This is a genomic window from Mycolicibacterium hodleri (assembly GCF_025822245.1).
GTDB classification, from domain to species: Bacteria; Actinomycetota; Actinomycetes; order Mycobacteriales; family Mycobacteriaceae; genus Mycobacterium; species Mycobacterium hodleri.
In genome coordinates this window covers 1-20,525 of record NZ_JACKTL010000076.1, presented here as the reverse complement: position 1 = coordinate 20,525, position 20,525 = coordinate 1, and the positions used below count along the sequence as shown (strand labels likewise).

21 protein-coding genes are annotated in these 20,525 nt (G+C 64.3%); 13 read left to right on the top strand and 8 right to left on the bottom strand.

What is annotated here, in order from left to right; genetic code table 11:
• Nucleotides 1-468 precede the first annotated feature (468 nt).
• Nucleotides 469-1,179, top strand: a complete 711-nt coding sequence (locus tag H7J06_RS31680) for a hypothetical protein (protein WP_264043946.1) — start codon at nucleotides 469-471, stop codon at nucleotides 1,177-1,179.
• Here H7J06_RS31680 and H7J06_RS31675 read toward each other — a convergent pair.
• Nucleotides 1,153-1,980 carry an 8-oxoguanine DNA glycosylase OGG fold protein gene (locus tag H7J06_RS31675; protein WP_264043945.1) on the bottom strand — a complete coding sequence of 276 codons (828 nt, stop codon included), beginning with the start codon at nucleotides 1,978-1,980 and terminating at the stop codon, nucleotides 1,153-1,155. The genes H7J06_RS31680 and H7J06_RS31675 overlap by 27 nt on opposite strands.
• A gap of 368 nt (nucleotides 1,981-2,348) precedes the next feature.
• On the opposite strand from H7J06_RS31675, the gene H7J06_RS31670 reads away from it, so the two are divergent.
• The gene (locus tag H7J06_RS31670) at nucleotides 2,349-3,080 is read left to right on the top strand and encodes a hypothetical protein (protein ID WP_264043943.1); all 732 of its coding nucleotides are present in this window, start codon (nucleotides 2,349-2,351) and stop codon (nucleotides 3,078-3,080) included.
• A 75-nt stretch (nucleotides 3,081-3,155) separates the two neighbouring features.
• On the opposite strand, the gene H7J06_RS31665 is transcribed toward H7J06_RS31670, so the two are convergent.
• On the bottom strand, nucleotides 3,156-3,476 hold the full coding sequence (locus H7J06_RS31665; RefSeq protein ID WP_264043941.1) for a hypothetical protein: 321 nt from the start codon (nucleotides 3,474-3,476) through the stop codon (nucleotides 3,156-3,158).
• Between the two features lie 353 nt (nucleotides 3,477-3,829).
• Here H7J06_RS31665 and H7J06_RS31660 point away from each other — a divergent pair, with 353 nt between their 5' ends.
• From H7J06_RS31660 to H7J06_RS31650, 3 genes are all read left to right on the top strand, one after another.
• Nucleotides 3,830-4,570 carry a hypothetical protein gene (locus tag H7J06_RS31660; protein WP_264043939.1) on the top strand — a complete coding sequence of 247 codons (741 nt, stop codon included), beginning with the start codon at nucleotides 3,830-3,832 and terminating at the stop codon, nucleotides 4,568-4,570.
• Nucleotides 4,542-5,633 (top strand): relaxase/mobilization nuclease domain-containing protein, encoded by a 1,092-nt coding sequence (locus H7J06_RS31655; protein WP_264043937.1) that lies wholly within the window; start codon nucleotides 4,542-4,544, stop codon nucleotides 5,631-5,633. The genes H7J06_RS31660 and H7J06_RS31655 overlap by 29 nt, the downstream gene beginning before the upstream one ends.
• A 137-nt stretch (nucleotides 5,634-5,770) precedes the next feature.
• The gene (locus H7J06_RS31650; RefSeq protein ID WP_264043935.1) at nucleotides 5,771-7,633 is read left to right on the top strand and encodes a type IV secretory system conjugative DNA transfer family protein; all 1,863 of its coding nucleotides are present in this window, start codon (nucleotides 5,771-5,773) and stop codon (nucleotides 7,631-7,633) included.
• Nucleotides 7,634-7,873: 240 nt separating this feature from the next.
• Here H7J06_RS31650 and H7J06_RS31645 read toward each other — a convergent pair whose 3' ends face one another.
• Nucleotides 7,874-8,446, bottom strand: a complete 573-nt coding sequence (locus H7J06_RS31645) for a Pycsar system effector family protein (protein WP_264043933.1) — start codon at nucleotides 8,444-8,446, stop codon at nucleotides 7,874-7,876.
• Between the two features lie 120 nt (nucleotides 8,447-8,566).
• Here H7J06_RS31645 and H7J06_RS31640 point away from each other — a divergent pair, with 120 nt between their 5' ends.
• Nucleotides 8,567-9,298, top strand: coding sequence for an adenylate/guanylate cyclase domain-containing protein (locus H7J06_RS31640; protein WP_264043931.1), 732 nt, complete (start codon nucleotides 8,567-8,569; stop codon nucleotides 9,296-9,298).
• Between the two features lie 32 nt (nucleotides 9,299-9,330).
• Here H7J06_RS31640 and H7J06_RS31635 read toward each other — a convergent pair whose 3' ends face one another.
• Complete coding sequence (locus H7J06_RS31635; protein ID WP_264043929.1) at nucleotides 9,331-10,326, bottom strand: hypothetical protein; 996 nt, start codon at nucleotides 10,324-10,326, stop codon at nucleotides 9,331-9,333.
• Between the two features lie 195 nt (nucleotides 10,327-10,521).
• On the opposite strand from H7J06_RS31635, the gene H7J06_RS31630 reads away from it, so the two are divergent.
• The gene (locus H7J06_RS31630; protein WP_264043927.1) at nucleotides 10,522-11,145 is read left to right on the top strand and encodes a nucleotidyltransferase domain-containing protein; all 624 of its coding nucleotides are present in this window, start codon (nucleotides 10,522-10,524) and stop codon (nucleotides 11,143-11,145) included.
• Nucleotides 11,146-11,176: 31 nt separating this feature from the next.
• Here the strand turns inward: H7J06_RS31630 and H7J06_RS31625 are convergent, their stop codons facing one another.
• The 3 genes from H7J06_RS31625 to H7J06_RS31615 all read right to left on the bottom strand — a co-directional run bounded on the left by H7J06_RS31625 (nucleotide 11,177) and on the right by H7J06_RS31615 (nucleotide 14,256).
• Nucleotides 11,177-11,746, bottom strand: coding sequence for a P-loop NTPase family protein (locus H7J06_RS31625; RefSeq protein WP_264043925.1), 570 nt, complete (start codon nucleotides 11,744-11,746; stop codon nucleotides 11,177-11,179).
• Nucleotides 11,747-11,812: 66 nt separating this feature from the next.
• A complete protein-coding gene (locus H7J06_RS31620; RefSeq protein WP_264043923.1) occupies nucleotides 11,813-13,585 on the bottom strand; it encodes an SIR2 family protein in 1,773 nt (590 codons plus the stop codon).
• Between the two features lie 50 nt (nucleotides 13,586-13,635).
• A complete protein-coding gene (locus H7J06_RS31615) occupies nucleotides 13,636-14,256 on the bottom strand; it encodes a DUF6308 family protein (protein ID WP_264043921.1) in 621 nt (206 codons plus the stop codon).
• Between the two features lie 224 nt (nucleotides 14,257-14,480).
• On the opposite strand from H7J06_RS31615, the gene H7J06_RS31610 reads away from it, so the two are divergent.
• On the top strand, nucleotides 14,481-14,705 hold the full coding sequence (locus tag H7J06_RS31610) for a hypothetical protein (protein ID WP_264043919.1): 225 nt from the start codon (nucleotides 14,481-14,483) through the stop codon (nucleotides 14,703-14,705).
• Nucleotides 14,702-15,298: a recombinase family protein gene (locus tag H7J06_RS31605; protein WP_264043947.1), complete on the top strand. Its 597-nt coding sequence runs from the start codon at nucleotides 14,702-14,704 to the stop codon at nucleotides 15,296-15,298. The genes H7J06_RS31610 and H7J06_RS31605 overlap by 4 nt, the downstream gene beginning before the upstream one ends.
• A 225-nt stretch (nucleotides 15,299-15,523) precedes the next feature.
• On the opposite strand, the gene H7J06_RS31600 is transcribed toward H7J06_RS31605, so the two are convergent.
• On the bottom strand, nucleotides 15,524-15,934 hold the full coding sequence (locus H7J06_RS31600) for a very short patch repair endonuclease (RefSeq protein ID WP_264043917.1): 411 nt from the start codon (nucleotides 15,932-15,934) through the stop codon (nucleotides 15,524-15,526).
• Nucleotides 15,935-15,996: 62 nt separating this feature from the next.
• On the opposite strand from H7J06_RS31600, the gene H7J06_RS31595 reads away from it, so the two are divergent.
• From H7J06_RS31595 to H7J06_RS31580, 4 genes are all read left to right on the top strand, one after another.
• Nucleotides 15,997-17,166, top strand: coding sequence for a DNA cytosine methyltransferase (locus H7J06_RS31595; RefSeq protein ID WP_264043915.1), 1,170 nt, complete (start codon nucleotides 15,997-15,999; stop codon nucleotides 17,164-17,166).
• Between the two features lie 55 nt (nucleotides 17,167-17,221).
• Nucleotides 17,222-17,929, top strand: coding sequence for a GIY-YIG nuclease family protein (locus tag H7J06_RS31590; RefSeq protein ID WP_264043914.1), 708 nt, complete (start codon nucleotides 17,222-17,224; stop codon nucleotides 17,927-17,929).
• A 252-nt stretch (nucleotides 17,930-18,181) separates the two neighbouring features.
• A complete protein-coding gene (locus H7J06_RS31585; RefSeq protein ID WP_264043912.1) occupies nucleotides 18,182-19,012 on the top strand; it encodes a ParA family protein in 831 nt (276 codons plus the stop codon).
• A gap of 265 nt (nucleotides 19,013-19,277) precedes the next feature.
• Nucleotides 19,278-19,424, top strand: coding sequence for a hypothetical protein (locus H7J06_RS31580; protein WP_264043910.1), 147 nt, complete (start codon nucleotides 19,278-19,280; stop codon nucleotides 19,422-19,424).
• Nucleotides 19,425-20,525: the final 1,101 nt, after the last annotated feature.

The following is a 20,525-nucleotide window of genomic DNA, read 5'->3' as shown; positions in this document are numbered from 1 at the left end:
GTGTCGATCACCGCGGCCACGCTGTTGTCGATCGCCGCGGTGATGGCCGAGCACGCCGACCACGCCACCGGCCGCCACGTCGCCGTCACACGCGCGACAATCGCCGCCCGGGTGGGTTGTGACGTACGCACGATCACCGCAGCCTGGCGAGTCCTACGCGTGTCCCAGTGGGCCGTCGAGGCACAACGCGGCCACGGCTCACCAGGCACCCCCAGCATCGGCCGGCGACCCTCGGTGTACCACCTGGTGCCGCGCCGCGATCCCCGTCCTGTCACGCGCCCGGTTGTGCATGATTTCCACCTACCGCCGCTAGGCGGTGTTAGTTCTTTTTCTCCCGTAGGGAGTTACTCACCAAGCGGGCGCGCAAGCGCACCCGCCCACCGAATCTCCGACAACAGAACCCGACAAGCCCCGCCATGGCGCACCACAGCGCGGCCGCTGGCCATCCAACGGCTCGCCGCCGGGCTCGTGGCCATCACCTGTGGCCTCGACCGCGCCCACATCGGCACCATCTGCGACGCACTGACCGCCGCCGGCATCGATCCCACGGTGTGGTCCGCCCACGCGGTCAACGACAAGCTCAACACCGACATGCGCGCCCGAGGAGGAACCTGGCCCGACCACATCGCCAACCCCGGCGCCTTCCTGCACAGCCGGTTACGACGACTGTCCTGGACACCACCACCAGACGCCCCGCACGACACGTCACAAAACGCCGGCGGCTCCGCCGCCCGCCTCGACCCGAGGCCGACACACGTCGTGCTCACCGACGCTGCGCGGGCCCGGATCGCCGCCGCCCAACAAGAGATCCGCCGAGTGCTCACCGTCAACGCTCACCGCACCCGCAGCACGAACACCAGCAGCACGTCCACCGTGCGGTCAGCGTCACCGCAACGACACGCGGTTCCTAGCACGCCACGACGACGACCCGATCACCCTCAAGTTGGACATGTCACCAACAGCTACACCCACGGATCCGGCATGGCGGGCAGCGGCCACCCACGATCAACGGTGAGCCCGGCACCACCGACGTGTTCACCGGTGACCAACCACCGCACCACTGCGACGGCCGCTGGCCCGCTCCGGTCGAGCAGCATGCTCATCAACACCGACTCCACCGAACTCACCCCACCCACCACCGCACCGTGGACGTCACCGTTCCCATCGGGCGTGCAGTGAGCGTCGTGCTGCGGTGCGCTCCCGCCACCGCCTCACCAACCACATCTCGACTAGCTCCACCGCCACCTCACCCTGATCAGCCCACTCACTCAGCAGCTCGGAGTACCGCAGATACTGCGCCCAGGTGAACCGAGCCGCCACCGGTTCACCCACCCACCCCAAATGAACCAGTGAGGAGACTGCCTGTTGATCGAGCAGCTGCGGCCCCACCACTGAACGCGCGCCGGCTGAAGTGCGCGCACCCCCAGTCACCGACGACCCATGCTGATCAACAGCCCACAGATACAGCGACACCACCGCCGGGCCGACGCCAGGGACGTGCGGCCAGCCCGACCACCGCCGCCTAACGGCGGCATCCGGGATCACCTGCCACGGGGTGTGCCGGCACGCCGCTACGGCGGTGGTGACGGCGTCGAACTCATGGCCCGGTGGGGCGGGGGTGGCGACGTCGGGGAAGCACCGCCGCCGGTCACGATCAGCATGCCCCGACAGCCACGCCGCGGCGCGATACAGCACGCCCACATCCGCCGACCCAGGCCCGGCGGATGTGTCGGTGTCCGGGCCACCAACAAGATCCTCGGTGAGGTCGGCGCGGCGCAGATACCCGACACCGTGATCCGTCGGCAGGCCGTCGGGATCGCGACCCACGATCCGGACCGGGACCGCGCGCCGTCCTAGACGGGTGTTCCACCAATCCAAATCCACCCGAGCCATGTCGTCGCACACGCTCACCCCGACGTCCTGTCCACGACACCACACCACGCACTCCGCAGGCACCACCAAATCCCCGCCGTCGGTCATCTCCCGAGGGTCGCACCCACCTCCGACACACCCGATGACCTCGGGCACATTGGCACAAGGATGCAACTGGCATCGCGGTCGCGTCGAGAGTCTGCGTCAGCCGGTCACCCCGTGCCCTTTTCTGTCGCTTCTCACGGCTGCCAACCACCTCATACGCGTACTACCGACCTCCCCAACCCGGCCACGGCTCACCTGGTCCCTCGCCGCCCCATCGCTGCCGGTGATCTCCCGTCCACGCCACCGACCGTTTCAAGCCCACCGCCGAACCACACACCTTTTGCATTCAGGTCGCGAAACCATCACATATCGTCCTAGACGAAATAGAATCGCAGCCATATCCGAACGCGAAAGGGGGCAGCGTGGGTGGGATGAACACTGAGGACAATCCCATCGCGGACCCGGTGAGTTTGGCGGCCAGGACCGTCACCACCCGGACCTGTCCGCGGTGCGCAACGGTGTTCGACATGCCCGACCGCGGGCGGGGTCGGCGCCCGGTGTGGTGCTCGGGCTTGTGCCGCCGGTTGGCCTCAGCCGAGCGGGCGGCGGCGCGCAACGCCGGCAAGGCGGTCACGGTGGTGGAGGTGCCGCGGGCGCATCGTCCCGACCCGAATGCCCGGCTTGCGGTCCCCTCGATGGGCACCCTGATGACGCTGTTCTTGAGTTCCCCGGTGCACTGTCGGCAGCTCCTGGACACCCTGATCTACCGCTACACCCACGACACCCTGCACGCCGAGTTGCGCATTGATATGGAGGCCTTCGCCGCGTCGATTCATCGCCAGCAGACCCTAGCCGCCGACCCCGAGTACCGGCGCGCCACCGACGACGTCCAGCGGCTACGCCGCCACCTTCAGATGGAGGCCGACCGCGCCGAGGATCGTGACCGCGAACTGGCCACCCTGCGCGCCGAGTCGTCGGCCAAGACCACCCTCATCGCCCGGTTGCGCGCCGAGCTGGCACACCCGACCGTCCCGATGCTGGAGACTGCCGACGGCGGCGGTCACGGTGGCCCGCGCGGTACCGCGCGCGGTGATGATCCAGGCGTGGGGATGAGTCGCCAACAACGCCGCGCCGCGGCCCGCGACGCCGCCAAGAACCACTAGCTCTACCCGCGGCGGGTGCGACTCATCGGGACGCGACGTCGCGCCAGCACGTCGCCATGGGGCGCGACCCGTTGGTTAGGACGCGGTGGTGTGAAGGTGGCCAACGGGGCCAACGGGGGAGGCGTCCGGTGTCGCGGCGGGGGTGGGTCGGGGTCGGCGGCGGGCGTCAATCGGAGGCAGTCCGAGGGTGCGCAGTTGGGGTCCGGTGAGCAGTCCAGTGGTGATGGCATGGCGATAGCACGCACGGTAGGTCTGCTCGGTGGTCCTAACCTCGCCGCGCAGCGCGGTGATGCGGGCGTGGAGGTCGGCGAGTTCGGTGACGTGCTGGTCGCGTTGATGGGCTTGCGCTTCGGCGAGTTCAGTGAGGATGCGGGTGCGTTCGGCAGGATCGGTCACGGGAGCTTCCTCGTCGCGTAAGTGATGGCTGAGTTGGTGTCGGTGATGCTGGCATCGGGGTCCGACACCAGGTGTCCCGGACCGGTGCGCGCGCGCCCGGAATGGCAGTCGAAACGGTCGCCCGGTGAGCCGTCGAATGTGGTCGTGCGGGCGCACCCCGAGGGTGCGCCGGGGCACCGCCCCCGACCGGGCCCGATGACCGGAAACGCGACGTGTTGTGGGGCCCGTCCGGTGTCGGTGCAGCAAGTTATGTTCCGGTGATACACCGGCACCCGATCCTTCCTCCCTTCGGTCGTCGGTTGATGTGCTTCCGCACTGCGTTTGGAAGCGCCGAGGGCGAAAGCGAAGTGCTGGTGACGATCGAGACGCTGCAGAAGGTGAGTGTGTCGGTGTGGTTGCCGACTGAAGCCCACCACCAGTTGTCGGCGGTGGCGGCAACCGAGGGGGTGTCGCTGCCGGTGTTGGCGCGCCGCGCCGCAGCCCGCGCGGTGTCCGCACCAGATGGCCGAGTGGGCTTGTCCGTGCCGAGTGTCGAGGCGGTGCAGGAGCTGCGCGCCGCTGGATACGAAGTGAACCGTCTGCTGCCAGCACTCGACGGGGCCGCCACCCGCGCGCAGGAGGCGGTGATCGCGACGCGGTTAGAGGCCGCGTTGACGCATATCGCGTCGGCGTCTCACGGTGTGCGGTTGCCTGCGTCACGTGACGCTGTGAAACCGGTGGGCCACGACAATGTTCATGGCGTCGGGCGGGAGCGGTGGCGTTTGGTGCGAGTGACGACTGACCCCGGCACCGCGACGTGTTGGGCACTGGCGGCGACCGCGGCGGGGTTTCGATCTCCGGCGAACTGGGTCCGCGACGCCCTGGCGGGGGCGCATGGTTTGACGGTGCCGCGGCCGCCGGCGGCGGTGACGATCGAGGCCCGCGCGGTCGCCGGGCGGGTGCTCGGGTTGCTCGCCCAAACCACCACCGCTCTCGCTATCCGGCCGCACCTCGGCGACGTGCTGAGCGGCCCGGCCGAGGCGGCCGAGGACGCGCTGTGGACGAGCCTGCAATCCCTGCTGGACCATGGTGGCCAGCCGACGGCACGACGATGACGAACGGCAACTGGCCGTGATCGCGAAGATCACCCACGGGCGGAGCGCGGTGCGGGCGTTGGCCTACGACCACGGCCCGGGCCGCGCCGATGAACACGTCCACCCACGCAAGGTGGGGGGCAACGTGCCCGGGCGGGACTGGCAGCAACGCGCCCAACGGATGCAGCGCTTCGTGACCGCCCATCAGCACTACCAGAAGGACCAGGGGCGTGGGGATCGGGGGGTGTATCGGGTGGCGTTGGCCAACCCCGAGGGCGACCGGGTTCTTTCCGATCGGGAGTGGCGGGCGGTCACCGAGAAGTTCGTGACCCGGTTCGGCGCGGACAAGGGGATGTGGGAGGCCACCCGCCACGACCGCCATCACGTGCACTTGACCATCAGCAAGGACCGTTTTGACGGCACCCGGATGTCGACCAGTCACGACTTCCGCCGTGCCGCGGCGATCTGCCGGGAACTGGAACGCGAGCACGGGCTGACCAACGCCGCCGAACGCGCCGGCCGCGGATCTGGTCGGGTGCGGGCCGACGCCGAAGCCACTAAGCGGGGCACGCCTCAGACCGATCGGGATTGGCTGCGCGCCACCATCGGTCGTGTCCTGGCCGCCGGTGGGGGCATTGAGGAGCTGCGGGCTGCGGGGGTGGAGGTGCGGCTGAATCGGGCCAGCACCGGGCGGGTGTCGGGGATCTCCTACGCCCGCGCCCACGGCCGCGACAATGACTCCCACCGTGATCGCGATCAGGAGTCGGGCGGGTTGCTGGAGGAGTCGATTTGGTTCAAGGGGTCGGCGTTGGGCAAGGCCTACGGCTGGAACCAGGTCAGTGAACACCTGCGGGCAGACGACACCCCGCAGCCGCCAACTCCGGCGGTCCCGCCCACGTCATCGGCGTTCCGCGACGAGAAGCACGAACTTGAACCGGAGCCGTTGATGCTGGAGCTGTCCTTGGAGCTGCCGTCGGCCACGGTGGCCCAGCGGCGCGCGATGGCCTATAGAGACGCGTGGGACCGGGCCGCGGAACGTGCCCGCACCCAGGAGTTGCACCGCCGCCAGGATCGGGACCGCTGATGTTTGGCGGGTCCGGCAGCGGTCCTACGTGCAGTGAGTCGGCAACGGATGTCTAAATCGCGCTGCTAGAAGATCGTGCGGGCAATCACCAACGTAGACCGATCGGAATGTCGGTGCCGGGGCGCACACTCACGCCCATGTCGCACCAGCCGCCCCAGACCTGGGGTCCGCATCACCAGCAGGGCCTTCCCGGTGGGATCACACCCCGCTCGGGCGGCTATTGGTGGGCCATCACCACCGGTACCTGGCTGGCAGCGTTCACCGTGTTGGGGGAGAGCGACGCGCTGTCCACGTTGACGTTGGCGGTGCTGCTCAGTGTGGCGGCCGCCGCAGTCGGCTGGGGCGAGGCCCAGCATGGCAAGCTGTTCGCCAGCGGGCACTGGGTGCTGTTTGCCTCGGCCGCCCTCGCGTCCTCGGGTGCCTTCTTCCTACCCCCGCTGGCCTACGTCGCCGGGTACGTCGGCCACCGTCACCACGTCAGCCGCCCCGTCACTCGCCCGTACGGACCCGGGGCCGCCGGCTTCGCTTCGGCGGCCGCGCTCGCTGTCCCTGAGATGCCTCGAACAGCCTCCAGCGCAACCACTTTCGCTAACCCAGCACCGTCGCGGCCGTATCAGGTCTCGCCGGTGGGCGGTGCGGCGCGGGCGGTGCCGGTGGTGGAGGGCGGGTACTTCGGGGTGGATGACACCGCTGCGGTGGTGTCGGCCAGCGCCCGCGGGGCGGCGTTGGTGATCGGCCCACCCGGGTCGGGCAAGACCCAATCGGTGATCATGCCGAGTGTGGCGTATGCGCCGGGGGCGGTGGTGTCGACGTCGATGAAGGCCGAGGTCCTGGCCGCCACCCACGTCGCCCGGAGTCTGCGCGGCACGTGCTGGCTGTTCGATCCCGGCGGCGCGTCGGTGCCCGCCGGGATGGTCGGGTTGCGGTGGAACCCGCTGTGCGACGTCACCGACTGGGACGCCGCGCGCAGCGTGGCCGCCCGCCTGGCCGGACCCTCTCGCGCCGGAGCCGGGGCCAGCCACGAGGGGGATCACTGGACCGACCGAGCCGAAACGTGGCTGTCGGTGCTGCTGTACGCGGCGAAGTTGTCCGCACCGGGCGGGGACATCGCCGCCCTGGCGCGTTGGTCGATGAACCCCACCAGTGCCGGGCCGGAATGCGAGGCCATCTTCATCGTGGCCGAACAGGACGGTGACACCGACGCCACCATCGCCGAAGCCCTTCTGGTCTCGCTGCTCAATGTGCCCGATCGGGAACGCGAATCGATTGCTTCCACCCTGGGACGGATCATGAACATTTACACCAGCAGCGCGGCTCTACGGTCGGGGGTCAATCCCAACTTCGACGTGCACGCTTTCGTGCGCTCCACCGACACCGTCTACATCACCGCCCCGGTGGACCGTCAACGCGACTACGCCCCCCTGATCGCGGGGTTCCTCGAATCCATCCGCCTCGCGCAGTATCACCGCCGCCAAGCCGTGGATCTCGGGACCGAAACGCAGACCGCACCAGTCACTTTCGTGCTCGACGAGGCCGCCAACACCGCGCCCATCCCGCTGCCCAACGTCGCCAGTGAGGCCGGTGGGCAAGGCCTGCACCTGGTGGTGGCCTTCCAAGACCTCTCCCAAGCCAGAGCCCGGTGGGGCCAGGCCGCCGACGGGTTCCTCACCCTGTTCCCCGAGAAACTCATCCTGGCCGGTATGAACGACCGCTCCACCGCGGACATGTTGTCCAAGATGAGCGGGGACTACGACCGCATGACCGTTGGGGTCAGCCAACCCGGTAAGAGCTTCAACACCAGCATGTCGATCGGCCGCCCGCACGTCTCCACCAACCGCGGCCAACCCGGCTACAGCTACCAGACCACCCGAACCCCAGTGCTTTCGATTGCCGACATCACCGGAGTGCCCGCCGGACAAGGCCTGTACTACGGTCCGCACGGCTGGGACCTCATTACCCTCAACCCCTGGTGGAATCAGCGCCAGTACCTCGGCCTTTAAGCTAGCTCATCTACTGAGTGGCACCGCGTGGCTATTACATTGAATGCCATGGTGCACGCCAGAGTTGACAATACCGGTACCGGTGCACAACGCACCAAGGCCGGTTGACAGACAAATCGAGCACGGTCCGCCACTGCCTTCGGCGTCACCTCGCGTGCGGTCTACTGCGTCGCATACCGCTAGTAGATTGGTGACCCAAAAATATTGTTTTGCAACATAATTGAACAAGATAGCTAAAAATCAAGTGCCGGACACTGACCGTATAGCGAGATCAAGTACAACAAGAGCAAGTGCTGCCCCTGCGGCGAACAGTGATACAAGACCCCAACCCACTGCCTGAAACTTTCGCCGAGCTACACGAGCGTTTGCCCAAACCTGTTGCGCAAGTTGGCTTAGTAGATCGTCTGGAGCAAGAAGAAGTGCTCGTAGTTCCTCTATGTACGGACCCGACGAGTGGGGATGCTTCCGTGCGATGTGATCGAAGTACAGCGCACTTGTGGGGGCTTCGCCGCGGGCCAGGCGTGGCCACAACGCCGTGATTGCGCAGCCACCAGCGATCAGAACTAACAGTCCGCACAGCGGAGCTGCCAGCCTCATCAGACAGTCGAAGGTCGTCTGACTTTTGACCAGGTTGTAAAGCACACCACCGACGACACCTGCCGCGGCAAGCGTCGCGGCGGCCTTGGTCTCGGCGTGTTTGACCCAATCGTTGACCAACCCCACTGCCTTCCACGCTTCGGCGGCGTCAACCGTGGGGTCGATCTCGGGTTCATCGCAAGGCCCGACCTGTTGACCGTCACTAGGGTTTGACATGGCGCGAGAATAAACCTCCGACACGACCCGCCGAACCCAATCGTCTCCCACGACTTGTCTTGGACAGGTAGCTTCTACCCGCGCGGCGATTTGGTCTGACAGCGGGGGAGCGGGGAACAGTTGGACGGCAACTACAAGCCCTACAGTTGGATTTCTAGTAGCTCGCGCATCAAAGAAATTCTAGACCAACCTGCAGGCCAGTTTGAAGAAACCGATGATTTGCCGAGCAGGGACAGATTAACCTACACTAACGGATTTTACGGGCGCTGCTCTGCGATCTTTATCGACATTCGGGATTCATCCGGACTGACAGCGAAGCACAAGCGGCCGACGCTAGCCAAAATATACCGCTCATTCATCTCCGAGATGGTTGCCGTACTCAACGCTAATGAAAACGTCCGCGAGGTAAACATTGTCGGCGACTGCGTCTGGGCCGTCTACAACACCCCACTGAAGTCCGACATTGACGCGGTGTTTTCAGTCGCTTCGAAGGCCAACACACTGCTCAAGCTGCTCAACGGGCACTTTTCGAGGAAAAGTATCGCTGCGTTGAGGATTGGCGTGGGTGTGGACTGGGGACGGGTTCTAATGATCAAAGCGGGCTACAGCGGCAGCAGCATCAACGACGTGATCTACATGGGTGACGTGGTCAATAAAGCCGCTCACCTAGCGCATAAAGCCGGCCGCAACTACGAGCACCCTATTTGGTTTGGACCCGGCTTCTACGGGAATTTGAACGAACACAACAGTGGGCTACTCACCCAAAAATGGGATCTTGAGTTGGGTGGCTGGATCTATAGCGGTAATATCGTTTCTACTGTAATGAATACGTGGGTCGAAGAAAATTTTTGAACGCGTCTCCTGCATTTTTTTGTAGAATTTGGTCATGATCGGAGACCAGCCCGACGCGCAGCCCGACTTTGCCGTTCGCGCTGGGCCTTGTTCCACAGTGCGTTGGACATCTGCTTCTGGACACGGGCTTGTCGGAGATGATCGACGTCGTCGCGCCGTATCTTGCCGTCGAGGATTGCGCTGCAAAACTCTTCGCCATGAGTGACGCACCAGGTTGAGGTCAGCTTGCGCCCCTGTGCCTCCTTCTCGTCGGTTTCGAGGCGAGGGATGGCGAAGTCCTTCCATAGTGTGTCGTACGGGCCGCCGTTGCATGAGCAGGTGAAAGCTAAATAATCGTTCTTTTCGAGTTGATCCCATACCGACCCCGTGACCACTAGTTCGTGTCGATCCGCTGATTGGGCAGCCTTGGACGCGTAGTTGACTGGCTTTCCCGCCCAGATCGGCTCTTGCTGTGCCGGGTTGCGCGGCGTACCTACCCGTTTCACCAAGACACGGTGACTGGCAATCCCCACCTTGAACCCCGTCTGAGGCTTGCTCGGCCACTTCTTTTCGATCTTCTCGGTCAAGTCCAGCGAAAAGGTCTTGATCGTGATGCCGGCCGCAGCTGCCCGTTGGAAACGCAGCTCACCCCAGAACAAGGCAAACGCACCGTCGCCCTGGATTTGCAGAAAGTCTGCGGCGAACAAGTCGAAGATCTTGACTACACCACCTGTGCCGGCTTCGTAGATACTGGCCGTCGATGCAGCCTTCGAGCCTGTACCCAGCTGTGTTGAACTTTTCAAGTCGGCGACCACTGCGACAACGTCGCTAATACGCGTCCACCGCCGGACCTGGATTGGTAGCGAGGCCACGTCAATGGTGTCCCCGCCCTCGACGACTTCCGGCATGCTCTCGAACTCTTCTGAAGTCGAAGAAGACAGGTCGTTTAGCAAAATTCCTAGTTCCATAAGGTCTCCTGCAGCCCCCCGCAGGCCCTCGGCAACGTGAGTCATTGTTTGCCAGACCTGGCCGCCGACGATCGGCAACAAGATGGAGCGTATTCGGCCGTACCGACAGAACGCTGCGGTAAGACGCCCGAGCGGTGGCACTGGCCTGCGCGGAAAGCAAACCACTGGAAAGTCGAGCGGCATCTGAGACGGCGGCTCGTATATGGAGAATCTGGACGGCTTAGATGTTGTCTCACGGGAAGGGCTGGGAAGAGGGCTCCGCGCATACTGTCACCCGTGCTCGATCATGAAGAGGTGGAGCGACTTTACGGCCCGTGGACGGCCCGCACTCCGCGCGACGCAACCGCCTTCCTCAATGGCTACCCCGGCAGGTGGTGGATCGCCGGCGGCTGGGCGATCGACGCGTACACCAACACCGACCGCGCGCACGCGGACCTCGACATCGGTATCCCCCGCGCGGACACCGCGGCCTTCACCAAGTTCGCCGCCGCCACGTTGGATGTGTGGGCGGCAGCGGGGAGCCTGACACCGCTCCCCTGGGACGGCGTACCCAGCATTCCCGCTGATTGCGGCAACCTCTGGTTACGGGCCAGCGGGGCCGATCCGTGGGAGTACGACGTTCTGCTCGACGACGTCCGGGGCCGTACCTGGTTCTACAAGCGCGACGCCGCCATCTCACGACCCCTCGATGATTGCGTGTGGCCACGTGATGGCATCACGTATCTGCGGCCCGAGATCCAACTCCTGTTCAAGGCGGAGCATCCTCGGGAGAAGGACACCGTCGACTTCGAGCGCTGCCTGCCCCGTCTCGACGACCGCAGCCGCACGTGGCTCGCAAAGTCGCTGTTCCAGCGGAATCCGCGCCACCCGTGGATCGGCCATCTGGCTTCTGATTCCTAACTAGCACAACGAATCCCATCGTGCGTGTGGGTCATCGATTGGCCAGCTGTCGTAGGGGGCCTCGTACCCAGGTGTCGACGGCACGTTGTCCGGCCAGGCGTACGACGAGGGGGCCGTCAGCTCGGTGGGCCACGTCGAGCGCTTCGCGACGACGTGTGTCGTGGGTGCGCCACGACCAACGAATGATGTGCTCGGGGTCGGTGAAGATCGTCCACAGCGGCGGCTCGTAGTTCCCGTTCCACAATTCGATGCGGCGGATGCGCCGGCCCACGGTGCGGCGCACGACCCGGTGGGTGACCGTCCACCGGCCGTGATCCAGCCAGATCAGGATGTCGGCGCGATCAAGGAGCAGCGCCCGTACTTCGGTGTACTGCCACTCGATGACCCAGCGTGGGCCGGTGGTGAACCGTTCGACGTCGTCGGCGAAGCTCGGTCGGGGTGTCCAGTGCGGTCCGTGGTGAAGCGAGTCAATCTCGACGCTCGGCAGGCCTAGGGCGGTGCCGATTGTCTCCCGTAGCGTGCTCTTGCCCGCTCCGGAGGCCCCGGTGATCAGGATGCGTCGCGTGTCAACGGGGAGCGGATCGGTCGGGCCCAGCAGCATGGTCATCACCTCCGCAGCGTCGCAGAAGCCATCGTCACGTATGTATCTGTCTTTGACACCCGCTGTCTACCGGCGGGTGTATTGCAGCAAGAGGTTGCGGTAGTCCACCACGGCCTGATCGACGTCTCGCTCGCCGAGCAATTCCTTCCATGCTGAGCTTCCGTTGCGGGCAAGGTGGTCGCGAAATCTGATCTCGGCGCGCGGAGCTTGGTTGTCCCAGTTGTTGCCGACGGCCTGCCAGGAGTCTTCGTGGACAAACTCCCCAGAGTTGGGGTTGTGTCGATACCGGTCCTCCTGGGAGGGCAGCAGGAATTGAACCAGTCCAGTGCGATATTCGACGTCGTGGCACAGGTCGCGGTACGCGGCGTACTCGATCCCGTTGTCGGCGAAGAAACCCATCAACACGCTCTTGAGGAGATGGCTGCTCGGGTAAACCCACCGCTGCCCTTCCCACCGGGGCAAACCGTTGGCGAAGTCGTTGTCGACGACGTTGAGCATGTGCAGAACATCGGCTGCAATCGTGGAACGACGTTGATGAAGAGGATCGTCCCAGTGTGGGCGCGTCAACAGCGCCACCAGGACGTCGTCCTTGCCGTTGTGGACCGCCTCCACCGACATCGCGCGGAGCGCAAGCAGTGCCGGGTAATGGCGTAGCTCGTCGACCGTTTGAATGAGTGCAGCAGGCTGCGACGTGGACAGATTAAGGAGGCGTTGCAGAGTTGCGACCCATTGTCGGGTGTGAGTGCCGTCGTCATAACGCACGCCGTTCACGAGCAGAGTCATTAGCGGTGTTGTGGCTGCGAGCATCTCGTCGAGGTAGGCGTCCATGACACTCCATTCCCGCGACGTGCTGGGTGCTAGCCCGGGAAGAGCCTGGATGAGCTGGTCGGCATATTCGGCAAGCAGGTCCTGCAGCTCGATCCGGCGAAGAGGATCGGGCAGCGCGCGCTTGAGCCGGGTCACGGCCATCGCGGTTGACAGCGGGGGTTCGGCGAGTCGCGTCAACGCCTCGACACTGGCGGTCAGCGACGTGAACAACTGGTCCGAAGTGTCGGACGGGATCACGTGGCCGCCGTGGTGTGCCAGCAGGTTTTGGGCGACCTGACTTTTCGAGGATCGACTGTCCCAGTACAACGGATACCGGCGGGGCGTTGACTCCAACACCCCAACGAGAGCCTTGTCCCACTCTGCTGACCAGCCGCTGATGAGCAGCCCGTATTCGTTGCAGACCTGACGTAGCAGCTCGACCCACGGCTGGGGATAGGTGTTCAGTTCGTCCAAGGTGTTGCGGAATTCAAGGTCCTTCCAGTCGCCGTGCAGCTTGATGATGGTCGCGTTCGCATGCGCCACGGGGGTTGCTGCCTCCACGGCGTCTGGCCGCGAAATGACCTGCGGCGCAATCCCGGCTGCGTCCAAGGCTTGCTCCATCAACCGATCGAAGTTCGTCGTGACGATCACCTTGACCCACCCGTCCTTGACCAGTTGAGCAATGGCGGCGTGGGCGGCAGTCGGGATCTTCATGCCGCTGGCGCGATCCTCTTCGGAGGCCTCGAAGTACTCGGCGAGCAGTCCTTGGCGGGCTGCGGAGGAGGGGGCAATCGCTGCCAGGAGCGACGAATATCCCAGGTCGCCTTCGCCATGCTGTGACCACCACGCCTCGGGGTCGGATTGGGCCAAAGCATGCGATTCCGCATCGTCGGGATCTGCGGCCGCGGCGACCTTTTGGACCAGATGGCTGACGATCTCCCAGCCTGTTGAAATGCCGGCGCTCCGTGATACGCCCGAGCCCAGCAGCAGTGCGTACACGCCCGGCTGAGCATGGATGCCGGTGGCCAGCATGACCCTCGGTGTCAGAGCGTTCCCTGGTGAGACCGATGACATTCGCCCACTCACACCTTGTCTCGCGGGAGTCGCTTCGCTGCCCGCCACAGGGCCACGTCCATTCGTCGCAGCAGACTGACGTGTGGCGGTGCGGCCAGGCACGCCTCGGCAATCGCCTGACGGCGTTGGGTGTCCGCTAGTTCGTCATGCATTGTGACCCAGAACAGCTCCCGTGGCGGTTGGAGAAAGGTGTTGACCTCGTTGTCCAGGATCGGCAACAGTTTGGGTCGTTTGGCGGCGACCAGCTTGCCTGCCACCACCCAATCGATACCTCGAAGGGTGCGCAGTGCCCGGTGTAGTTCTTCGGCTGGACTTCCTACGTTGACGTCCAGGCGTCTCACTTCCCAGAGGTTTTGATCGCGAGGGATCTCACGTAGGAGGGAGTTGAATCGCTCGCTGTCGGTGATCAAAAGTGCGGCAGCCGCGTCCGGCGGTACGGTCACGCTCAGCGCTTCGACGGCTAGGAGGTCCGAGGCTTCAAACCGGTGTGGATCACCGATGGCCGCAAACTCCTCAAACCAGCGGCCAGTGAAAGCAGCCTTTACGCCGAAGTATGAGACCAAATCCTGACGGACCTGGTCGGCGTTGTCGGTGAACCATTCGGCAAGGTCAAACCGGAACCGCGTCATGATCTGCCATCTTGCCGCCAGACACCGACAGATAACTAAGCGACATCCGGCGGCCGGCGGTCTACTTCCGGCGTCACCAGCAGGTAGCAGTGACGTCTCAGATCTTTGGCTTTGAGACGGGCTTTTTCTGCATCGCAGCATGACGGGTACGCCCAGGTCGTGAGTCTCGAAAGATGTCTTGTATCTAAACGAGAAAGAATCTTGTTTTGAGATAGGCTGATGCCATGCCCAAGAGCTTTGTTCTAAGCCGGTATCACCTAGCCAACCACCGCAGATACCGAGACGGGGTGCTGGGTATGAGCGTCCGCTACGTGACATCTGAGGGCACCGTTGTCGAGGGCGTGCTGAGCGAGCACCCGACGAGCCCTGGCGGTCTACAGATGGCGGTTATCACTGCCGGTGACCGCTGGGCCGCTGTACACGCGGGAGAGACCCTGGAGGAGATCTGACCAGGACGACTGCTGCCGCCCCCATCGGCCAGCTACTCGGCTACGCCCGTGTGTCTACCGGGCATCAGTCGCTCGACGCTCAGACCGACGCCCTGACCGCTGCCGGGGTCGATGCCGTCCGGATCTACAGCGACAAACTCACCGGCACCTCGACCAAAGAGCAGCGCGCCGGTCTGGCGGCCGTGCTCGACTATGCCCGCGAAGGCGACACCATCGTTGTCGTCGGCATCGACCGGCTGGGCCGCAACGCCGCCGAGGTCATGCTGACCATCCGAGACCTCGGTGAGCGCGGGATCATCCTCCGGTCGCTACGGGAGGGCATCGACACCTCGAACGCCACCGGGCGAATGGTCGCGGGCGTGCTGGCGTCGCTGGCCGAGCTCGAGCTGGAGCTAGGCCGCGAGCGCCGCACGGCCTCCCGCGCCGCCCGCAAGGCCCGAAACCTGCCCATCGGCCGGCCCCGCGTCCTGACGCCCGACCAGATCGCCCTGGCCGAGCGCATGCGCGTCAGTGGTGAGCCGGTGCCCGTGATCGCTGAGACCATGGGCGTCAGCCGCGCTACGCTATACCGAACTCTGGCCGAGAAGGGTTAAGGGGCAATGTCTTTGGCGTCTGCGGCGTGTCATTCACATCTCGGCGTAGTTTAACCGTATGAAGCTGCTTGAAATTGATGATTGCGTAGCGAATCGGCAAGGCTGGGCAGGCAGAGTCGTGCAAGTCAACGAGGACAACGCACTAGTCGATTGGGACAACGGTCAGTCGTCGGGGTGGTTCGGGCGCGACGAACACCACCACGACGGCGGCGTGCTCAGGTTGCTTTAGTCGGTGACGGCGGCTCCCACGGCCGCGGCAACTTCGGTGGGCGGCTGGTGCGCCCAGAAGCGTAGGACCGTCCAGCCTGCGTCGGCCAGCGTCGCGTCGGTGGCGGCGTCGCGTGCTCGGTTCCGCTCGATCTTTGCCGACCAATAGCCTGCGTTAGCGCTGGGCTGGCGGTGGTGCTCGGGGCAGCCGTGCCAAAAGCATCCGTCGATGAAGACCGCCACGCGTCGACGGGTGAACACTAGGTCGGCGGTGCGGCGCAAATTCGGCAGGGGCCGGGCGCTGACTCGGTACCGCAGGCCCATCGCGTGGACCAACCGCCGCACGGCTAGCTCGGGGGCGGTGTCGCGGCTCCGGTTACCCTGCATCGAGCGGCGTGCGTGGTCACTCGTCGCCCACGACTCAGCCACAAGTCAACGCTATCGGAGCCCGCCTAACACGCTGCACCGACAAGACGGGATAGTGTGACGCCGTGGGGAACGTCAGTTCGATTCGCACCGCGCGCGCCAAGCCCAAGGCCATCGAGTTCTTCGCCGGGATCGGCTTGGCCCGTATGGGTTTGGAGAAGGCCGGGTTCCAGGTGGCATGGGCCAACGACTACGAGCCCGACAAGCGCGACATGTACGTGGCCCAGTTCGGCGACTCTGAGGATCACGCCTTCGCCCTGGGCGACGTCGGCAAGGTCGATGTGGCCGATCTGCCGACCGACGCCGCCTTGGCCTGGGCTTCGTCTCCGTGCACGGACCTGTCGCTGGCCGGTGGCCGAGCCGGTCTGGCCGGCGCCCAGTCCGGAGTGTTTTGGCATTTCGTCACGCTGCTGAAGAAGCTGGAGAACAACCGCCCGCCGGTCATCGTGCTGGAAAACGTTACCGGTCTGGCCACCTCCCACGGTGGCGATGACTTGTGCGCCGCCATCACCGCGTTCAATGACCTGGGCTACTCGATTGACGTGGTCGCCCTCGACACGCGCCGGTTCCTCCCCCAGTCACGCCCGCGCATGTTCGTCATCGGTGCCCAGAATCCGCCCGCCGACACCGTCGAGCCTCACTCAGAGCTGCGGCCCGATTACCTTCAGTGGGTGTTCGGCGACCCGAGCCTGCGCACTCACCGCGCCCATCTCCCCGCGCCGCCGGCGCCGAAGGTGTCAGGGCTCTCGGCGCTGATCGAGGAAGTGCCCCTCAGTGACGAGCGTTGGTGGGACGCCGACCGCACGGCGGCGTTCGCCGAGTCGCTGTCACCCACTCAACGGGCCCGCGTGGGCGAACTCAAGCGCGAGACCGGCATCAGGTACCGCACCGCCTACCGGCGTACCCGCAAGGGCGTGGCCGTTTGGGAAGTCCGGCCCGATGACATCTCGGGGTGCCTACGCACGGCGCGTGGTGGTTCATCGAAGCAGGCCGTCGTTCGGCTGGGCAACAAGCGCCTCCAGGTGCGGTGGATGACCCCGGTGGAGTACGCCCGGTTGATGGGCGCGCCTGCCTACAACCTCAGCGCCGCTCGGACCAACCAGGCCCTATTTGGCTTCGGTGACGCGGTGGCCGTGCCTGTCGTGGCCTGGCTAGGTAAGCACTACCTTGTGCCGCTGCTGCAAGGTCGATTAACCACGCCCACAGTCAATCTGGAGACCGCCGCGCGTGGCTAGCCGGGGCGTGGCCTCATATAACGAACCGGATGGTCCCGTACCTCCGAAGCGGGACATGCCAACCGCATTCGTGCGCGGGTTCCGCGAGCTACTCACTGCGGCTCTCGCCACCGTCGATCCGGCCAGCAACAAGAGGCTTGGCAGTTGCATTGGTGTGTACGCGTTCTATGACTTCGATGGAGAGCCCATCTACGTCGGCCAAACCCGAGAGGACTTTGGCACGCGCGTCGGTCGGCACCTAAGAGGACAACGCACCGACACTCTGGCTTACCGAATCCTCGACCCGTTTGAAGTCGCAGAGATGGAGCTGTATCCGCTGGAGTATCTTCGCGACGACCCCGCCAAGAAGGCCAAGGTCGACGCCGTCGAATACTCGGTCTACGTGCACGCGATCGGCGAGTCGAAGTACCGGGCGATCCTCAACGAAAAGATCCCACCGGTGTCCGAACCCGTTGAGTTGCCACCGCATCAGCGGTTCAACTTGATTCCCGTCGGGATGCGTGAGGACCGCGAGCACCCCGACGTCCGCATTGCGCGGCGAGCTGACACCCTGTCCCGAGTGGCCGCAGTGGCCCATGAGCGCGGCGAAGTGTCACCCGGCCTCCGGCGGGTCATCGTTATTCAAGCCGTGCGCCTAGCCGACCTGGCGGCGGCACGACTCGCCTACTCCGAGGGCCGTAAGCGTCCAGACCCCGCCTCGATCGACGTGCACGCGCTGGTCGGCAACGTCATGCAGGAGTTCAGTGACGGTGACGGCGATTAAATTTTTCGAGTGTAGTAGTTCTACAGTATCAGTAGATCTACTGATACTGTAGGATCACTGTACCGGTCCAGGATTCTCAATCTCGACCAAAAGTTGCTGCGCAGAAGGCCTTTATGAGACATGAGGCGCTCCTTGTATCTCAAGGTCAGTAGCCCTGTCGCATCGGTAGCTCTATGGATACTGTGAGATAGTCAAGCTGCTGAGTCAATTTGGGGCTTCAAAACCTTGTTGGGCAAGTTGGGGAGTTGGTACATGGCCGCCACAGTGATTGCAATCTGCAACCAAAAAGGCGGGGTAGGCAAGACCACCACAACTTTCCATCTCGCTGATGCTCTACGGCGAGCCGATTCCAAGGTGCTTTGCGTGGATCTCGACCCACAAGGGAATCTCACCAGCATTCTTGTCCGCGAAGCCCTCGAACACGACGACACCGGCGTCGCCGACGCTTTGAGCGGGTTCACCTCTCGCTCTTTGCCTGAAGTTATCACCGAGGGTTTATGGGCTGGGGTGGACATAGCACCAACTGCACCAATGAATCCCGATCCTTCTGCAGCACCGGTAGATCGATTGGCTTCGGTGCGCGACGAATTGGTCGTAGCCGGCACTGGGCGGGAACGCCGCCTCAAGGAGGGACTAGCACCTCTTATCAACGATTACGACATTGTTCTCATCGACTGCGCGCCGTCGCTTGACCTGCTGACCATAAATGCGCTCGTTGCCGCGACCGATGCCATCGAACTGTCAGAAGCGGCGCTGTTTTCAGCTAACGGTCTGGCCAAGCTCGGCAAGAACATCGCCGGCATCCGCGACAGCTACAACCCGCACCTGCGCGGGCCGCGCGTCATTGTCAACAAGTATGAAAGCCAAACCATTAGCGGACGCGAAGCCTTGGCCGACATCGGCACCTACATCCCCATCATCGGCACCCCCATTCCCAAAGCTGTCGTCATCAAGGACGCGGCCGAGGCCCGCACCAGCCTTCTTGACTGGGGCACCACGACCGCTAGAAATCTCTTCGCGTTCTACCGAGACATAGCCGTTCAGCTGCTGGAGGTCGAACATGCCGCGCCCACCGCGCCTTAAAAGCGAGCTTGACGCCGTCAGCCCGGTCACCGCACGCCCTCACTCCGACGCTGCCCCTCAGCCACTACACCCGCGCGGCACGACCACCACGCCTTTATCTGGTGCCAGCGGTGACACCCCCTTCGAACAAGCTGTTGACAGCACTGACCGCCGCAAGCCCGCTAAAAGTCGCGTTGGGCCCTATCTCACTGGAGAACGAGCCGACCGCCTTCGGGCCTGTTACATAAATGGCTGGCTGCAAAGCAACCAAGGCACTTTCAGCGACATGCTTGAACAATTTCTCCTCGCTGGTGTCGAACAAATTGAACATGACAAAAATGGGGGCCACCCCTGGCCGCCAATCAGCGCCGGCGCGATCAAAAGTGCCTCCCAGATGAATATCGAAGCCGAACGACGCAACGGAAGCGGCTGATTCGTCTCACCTGTGTGGCGGCGCGACGACAGGCTGACGGTCAACCTCAGCGACACCGCTGCGCACCCTCAACACCAGCTGCGTACGCCGCCGCCCGGTGCTCACGCATACGACAGCACGCTCTGTCGCCTTAAGAGCCAGTCAGTCTGGTCCGCTGTGTGGAGCAGGACAAATCTCACTCCAGTTACAAAAACACCGAAACGCCCCGGCGTGTCGGCGCAGTTTCAGAAATTAGTCGCGGAAAGATCTGCTGCTATGGCCGGACAAAATCGCCCAGGGCGACCGCATCTCGGTGCCCGTCACGTGCAAACCGCGCGAGTGCCTACCGACATCCTTGAAGCACTCGACGAACTCGCCGCTGTGTTGGGTTACGGTGCCAACCGCTCAGCGCTTTTGGCCGATCTGGCGTGTGCAGCAGTGGGTCGGCATGACCTCACCTTGCGAGCAGATTTTGACGTGCAGGCGCGACCTCACGTCATGGAGGGGAGATTGCCACTGGCGATGTGAGCTACCGACGAGGGGGACTATCCACTCCTTGGAGTGTTTTGACCCTTTGTTGAATAAGACATCTGAATAGCTGGTGTGCTGAAACCCGGACATGACGAAGGCCTCGCCGTAGCGAGGCCCTGTCGAGGTTTTGAACCAAGTTTGCAGCTTGGTTCTGGGTCCGCACCCATTTCCCCGAAGGGACTGTCTTGCCGGACAGCTCTCACGGTAGCGCACGTTCTCCTGCGGTTCTAGATACGCCGCGAAATGAGTGCGTAAATCGTGACCTCTCCATCGTCCGATCACGTCGGGCGAGACGTGCGTGGCCGCCGCCGCACGGCGTTGCCGCGGCTCCTACTGCTCCGAGCCCACACGTTGTACGTGCATTGGCCAACGAGCGTCGCCGCGAATGGGTGCAGCGCGCCGGGGCGTGTGCACCGCGCGCGCCGATGTGGACCAGTCGCGCCGGCTGGCTCGACGGTCTGCGCGACTGGGCGCAGTCACCGGCCTTGAGCCAGCTGTGCGCCGAGGAACGGGTGTCGATCACCGCGGCCACGCTGTTGTCGATCGCCGCGGTGATGGCCGAGCACGCCGACCACGCCACCGGCCGCCACG

What these genes read in the sequence shown, in the direction of transcription:
- H7J06_RS31655 (WP_264043937.1), top strand. Translation starts at nt 4,542, where the DNA reads ATGGTGGCCAGCCGACGGCACGACGATGACGAACGGCAACTGGCCGTG.
- H7J06_RS31580 (WP_264043910.1), top strand. Translation starts at nt 19,278, where the DNA reads ATGCTTGAACAATTTCTCCTCGCTGGTGTCGAACAAATTGAACATGAC.
- H7J06_RS31585 (WP_264043912.1), top strand. Translation starts at nt 18,182, where the DNA reads ATGGCCGCCACAGTGATTGCAATCTGCAACCAAAAAGGCGGGGTAGGC.
- H7J06_RS31675 (WP_264043945.1), bottom strand. Translation starts at nt 1,980, where the DNA reads ATGACCGACGGCGGGGATTTGGTGGTGCCTGCGGAGTGCGTGGTGTGG.
- H7J06_RS31625 (WP_264043925.1), bottom strand. Translation starts at nt 11,746, where the DNA reads ATGCTGCTGGGCCCGACCGATCCGCTCCCCGTTGACACGCGACGCATC.
- H7J06_RS31670 (WP_264043943.1), top strand. Translation starts at nt 2,349, where the DNA reads ATGAACACTGAGGACAATCCCATCGCGGACCCGGTGAGTTTGGCGGCC.
- H7J06_RS31590 (WP_264043914.1), top strand. Translation starts at nt 17,222, where the DNA reads ATGCCAACCGCATTCGTGCGCGGGTTCCGCGAGCTACTCACTGCGGCT.
- H7J06_RS31650 (WP_264043935.1), top strand. Translation starts at nt 5,771, where the DNA reads ATGTCGCACCAGCCGCCCCAGACCTGGGGTCCGCATCACCAGCAGGGC.
- H7J06_RS31645 (WP_264043933.1), bottom strand. Translation starts at nt 8,446, where the DNA reads ATGTCAAACCCTAGTGACGGTCAACAGGTCGGGCCTTGCGATGAACCC.
- H7J06_RS31615 (WP_264043921.1), bottom strand. Translation starts at nt 14,256, where the DNA reads ATGACGCGGTTCCGGTTTGACCTTGCCGAATGGTTCACCGACAACGCC.
- H7J06_RS31610 (WP_264043919.1), top strand. Translation starts at nt 14,481, where the DNA reads ATGCCCAAGAGCTTTGTTCTAAGCCGGTATCACCTAGCCAACCACCGC.
- H7J06_RS31620 (WP_264043923.1), bottom strand. Translation starts at nt 13,585, where the DNA reads ATGCTGGCCACCGGCATCCATGCTCAGCCGGGCGTGTACGCACTGCTG.